Source organism: Streptomyces regalis (assembly GCF_001509475.1).
Taxonomy (GTDB): Bacteria; Actinomycetota; Actinomycetes; order Streptomycetales; family Streptomycetaceae; genus Streptomyces; species Streptomyces regalis.
The window spans coordinates 1-4,045 of record NZ_LLZG01000156.1 but is presented as its reverse complement, the minus strand read 5'-3'; the positions used below and the strand labels follow the sequence as shown (position 1 = coordinate 4,045).

Genomic DNA, 4,045 nt, shown 5'->3' with positions numbered 1-4,045 from the left:
CCTGAAGGGGCTCCGCCCCTTCGACCCCGCCAGGGGGCTTTGCCCCCTGGACCCCCATCGGCCCTGAACGGGCCTCGTCCTCAAACGCCGGACGGGCTGAAATGCCTGGACCGGCGCTGAGAAGTGACCGTCAGCACCCTGAGGCGAAGCCCCGTGTGGGTGGGTGGGGGATCGGGATGGGCGTGCTCGGCCTCAAACGCCGGACGGGCTGGATGTTGAGCGGGCCTCAAGGGGTGAACGGCTTTCCCGCGGTGTCCTACAGATCCGGCGAAAAGCGGACCGCGCCGGCCGGGATCCGGGCGTCGCACCACACCCGGGCGCCCTCCTTCAGTTCGTTGTCGGCGCCGATGATCGCGCCGTCGCCGATGACCGTGCCGGTGAGGACGGAGCGTTCGCCCACGCGGGCGCGGGTGCCGATGAGGGAGTCGGTGATGATCGCGCCGGGTTCGATGACGGCGCCCGGGAGGATCGTGCTGCCGTAGACGCGGGCGCCCTCGGCGACGGAGGCGCCCTCGCCCACCACCGTGCCGCCGGTCAGCTTGGCGTCGGGGGCCACCCTGGCGGTGGGGAGGATCAGGCGGTCGCCGCAGCGGCCGGGGACCGCGGGGGAAGGGGCGCGGCCCAGGACGAGGTCCGCCGAGCCGCGGACGAACGCGGCGGGGGTGCCCAGGTCGAGCCAGTACGTCGAGTCGACCATGCCCTGGAGGTGGGCTCCGGCCGAGAGGAGGTCGGGGAAGGTCTCGCGTTCGACGGAGACCGGGCGGCCTGCCGGGATCGTGTCGATGACCGAGCGGCGGAAGACGTACGCCCCCGCGTTGATCTGGTCGGTGACGATCTCCTCGGGGGTTTGAGGCTTCTCCAGGAACGCCGTCACTCGGCCCGTGTCGTCCGTGGGGACCAGGCCGTACGCCCTCGGGTCCGTCACCTTCGTCAGGTGGAGGGAGACGTCCGCGCCCGTCGTCTCGTGCGTGCGGATCAGCGCCCTGATGTCCAGGCCCGTCAGGATGTCGCCGTTGAAGATGAGGACCGGGTCGTCGGGCGCGGAGTGGAGGCGGGAGGCCACGTTGCGGATCGCGCCGCCGGTGCCAAGGGGCTCCTCCTCCGTCACGTACTCCAGGTGGAGTCCGAGCGCGGAGCCGTCGCCGAAGTACGGCTCGAAGACCTCGGCCAGGTACGAGGTCGCCAGGACGATGTGGTCGACGCCCGCTGCTCTCGCTCTCGCCAACTGGTGCGTGAGGAAGGGGACTCCGGCCGCCCGGACCATGGGCTTCGGCGTGTGCACGGTGAGCGGACGCAGCCGAGTGCCCTTGCCGCCGACCAGGAGGATCGCTTCTGTCACCTGTCGTCTCTGCTTCCTGCCGGGACCGGCCGTACTGTTTTTCGGCCGGCCAGTTTATGCAGACCGTTGTGCGGCGCCCTCGACGGCAGTGCGGTTTTCCGCCTCTTGTCCCCCGACGGCGGTGAATGCGTCCCGTCTCGGCTCAGCGGCCCTGGTAGCGGGCCGCCGCGGCGCGGGCCGCGCCGAGCTTGCGGTAGAGCTGGCGTCCCGGGCACGCCGTGGAGTAGCCGTCCCGGTGGCCGGAGATCACATTCAGTCGTACGTTCTTTCCCTTTCGGTAGAGATTGCCACCGGCGGACTTCAGGTATGTCTTTCCGCGCGGATTGGCCCCGTAGAGGCCCAGCTTCCAAGCCGTGAGGCGGGCCACTGCCCTCACCGCGGCGCCGGTCGGCTTTCTGGAGCCGTAGCTGCCGAGGACGGCGATCCCCATGCTGTTGGTGTTGAAACCGAGAGTGTGGGCGCCCAGGACCGGCTTCGCCATCCCCCCGGCGCGTCCCTCGTAGATGTTTCCGCACTTGTCGACGAGGAAGTTGTAGCCGATGTCGCGCCAGCCCATGCTCTTGACGTGGTAGCGGTAGATACCGCGAATGAGCGAGGGGACCTGCGAGCACCAGTACTTGCTGCCGGTCGCCGTGTGGTGCACGAAGGCCGCCTTCACCTTCCTCGTGTAGACGAACCGCCTCTCCCGCCACCCCTCGTTCGCGCCCCAGCCGCGCCGCGTGACGATGCGCGGGCGCGGCCCGATGTACGGCTTCGCCCGCTGCGCCTGCGTCAACTCGTTACCGCGCAGGGCCAGCAGTTCCCGCTCGGACTCGGCCCTGCCGAGGGCCGGGATCTGGGCGACCCCGAGGGGCGCGAGTTCGGCGTTGGCGGCGGAGGCTGCGGTGTCGGCGGCGGCGGCACCGAGGGCCTCGGCGGTCTCGGCGGTCTCGGACTGCAGGGATCCGGGGCGGGGGGCCGCGGGGTCGTCCGGCGCGGGGGCGGCTTCGCCGGGATCGACGAGTTCGAGGCGCAGGCCGGCGGGGAGCGGAGAGACGACGGCGGTGCCGTCCGACGGGGTCGGGTCCCCGCTGCCCGGCACTCGGGCGCCCTCCTCGGAGCCGGCCTCGGCGGTGGCCTGTGCCGTCACCCGCACCTCCACGGCGTCCGACTCCCCGACCCACAGCGGTGCCGTGGAGCCGCGTACCCGGCCGGAGGTGCGTTCGGCGCTGCCCAGGTCGGCCGAGTGGTCGTCGTTGTGGGTCTCGACGTCCTGCCAGCCGGACCAGGTGCCCGTGCCGACGGCGCGGGTGCGGACCTGGACGCGGCCGTGCAGTTCGGCGTCCGGGTCGTCCCAGACGACGCCGACGAGGGAGAAGTGCCGTACGTCTCGTGGGGACAGGCCCTCTATGGCGGGGGCGCCGACGACGCGGTCGCGGGCGAGGGGGGTGAGCGGGGCGAGGGGCATCGACTGGGTGCTGCCGGGGACGTACGACTCGGCGTCCCCCCGACGCACCGCCGGCCCGGCCACCGTCTCCGCGCGCGTGGCCGCCTCCGCACTGAGCGCCGGTCTCGCGGTCGACGCGACGGCGGGTGGGGTGAGCGGGAGGGCTAGAGCGGCCGCGCACGTGACACCAATCGAGGAAGCAAGGAATCCACGCATACCCCTGATGTTGGACATAGTCATGCAAAGCTGTCCATTTGGGAGTTGACGGAGTGTCGACGCCCCGTTCGCCCGAACCGGTGGTGGCCGGGTGCCCTCGACGGGGGGTGTGCGCCTGCGGGTCCGCGTACGCTTGCGCGGGTGAACGCCACCGATCGCACCCCTGCCGACCTGCTGCGTTCCGCGCTCGCCGCGGATCCCGGACGCCCCCTGGTGACCTTCTACGACGACGCCACCGGGGAACGCATCGAATTGTCCGTGGCCACCTTCGCCAATTGGGTGGCCAAGACCTCGAATCTGCTCCAGGGCGACCTGGGGGCCGGGCCGGGTGACCGCGTCACGCTCCTGCTGCCCACGCACTGGCAGACGGCGGTCTGGCTGCTGGCGTGTTCGTCGGTGGGCACGATCGCGGACGTGGGCGGGGATCCGGCTGCGGCCGACGTGGTCGTGAGCGGGCCGGACACGCTGGAGGCCGCGCGGGCGTGCCGGGGTGAGCGGGTCGCGTTGGCGCTACGGCCGCTGGGGGGCCGCTTCCCGCAGCCACCGGCCGGTTTTGCCGACTACGCCGTGGAAGTGCCGAGCCAGGGTGACCGTTTCGCCCCGTACGCCCCGGTCGACCCCGAGGATCCTGCCCTGATCGTGGCCGGCCGGGAGTTCAGCGGCGCCGAGGTGGTCGAACGCGCCCGCGCCGAGGCGACGGAGCTGGGCCTCACGGGACCGGGCTCACGAATCCTGTCGGCCCTTCCCTACGACACCTGGGAGGGCCTCGACGCCGGCCTCTTCGCGCCCCTGGCGACCGGCGGCTCGGTGGTCCTGTGCCGACACCTCGAGTCACTGGACGAGGAGTCCCTGGCCAAGCGGATCGAGAGCGAACGGGTGACGGCGACGGCGAGGTAGCCGGGCGACTGCGCCGACTGGGCCGGGTCACGGGTGCGGCGTCCCGCGCGGCCCGGCGCGGGATGACTGCGTCCGCAGGCCCCCGCCCCACCGCACCAGGCCGCCGCAGGCATCCCAGGCCCCGCCACCGCAGCCACCCCGCCCCGCCGCCGGAGGCCCCCGTCACC

The 4,045-nt window shown here is 72.4% G+C and carries 3 protein-coding genes; 1 reads left to right on the top strand and 2 read right to left on the bottom strand.

The window, feature by feature from the left end:
* Positions 1 to 256 precede the first annotated feature (256 nt).
* Together manB and ADL12_RS20280 are read right to left on the bottom strand one after the other, a co-directional pair.
* A complete protein-coding gene (manB, locus tag ADL12_RS20285; protein WP_062704090.1) occupies positions 257 to 1,339 on the bottom strand; it encodes a mannose-1-phosphate guanylyltransferase in 1,083 nt (360 codons plus the stop codon).
* A 142-nt stretch (positions 1,340 to 1,481) separates the two neighbouring features.
* The gene (locus ADL12_RS20280; RefSeq protein ID WP_425265128.1) at positions 1,482 to 3,005 is read right to left on the bottom strand and encodes a peptidoglycan recognition protein family protein; all 1,524 of its coding nucleotides are present in this window, start codon (positions 3,003 to 3,005) and stop codon (positions 1,482 to 1,484) included.
* A 117-nt stretch (positions 3,006 to 3,122) separates the two neighbouring features.
* Between ADL12_RS20280 and ADL12_RS20275 the strand changes: the two genes are divergently transcribed.
* On the top strand, positions 3,123 to 3,878 hold the full coding sequence (locus ADL12_RS20275) for a TIGR03089 family protein (protein WP_062704088.1): 756 nt from the start codon (positions 3,123 to 3,125) through the stop codon (positions 3,876 to 3,878).
* Positions 3,879 to 4,045 lie beyond the last annotated feature (167 nt).

Bases quoted from the DNA above. Each gene is read 5' to 3' on its own strand.
- ADL12_RS20280 (WP_425265128.1), bottom strand. From the start codon at position 3,005: ATGACTATGTCCAACATCAGGGGTATGCGTGGATTCCTTGCTTCCTCG.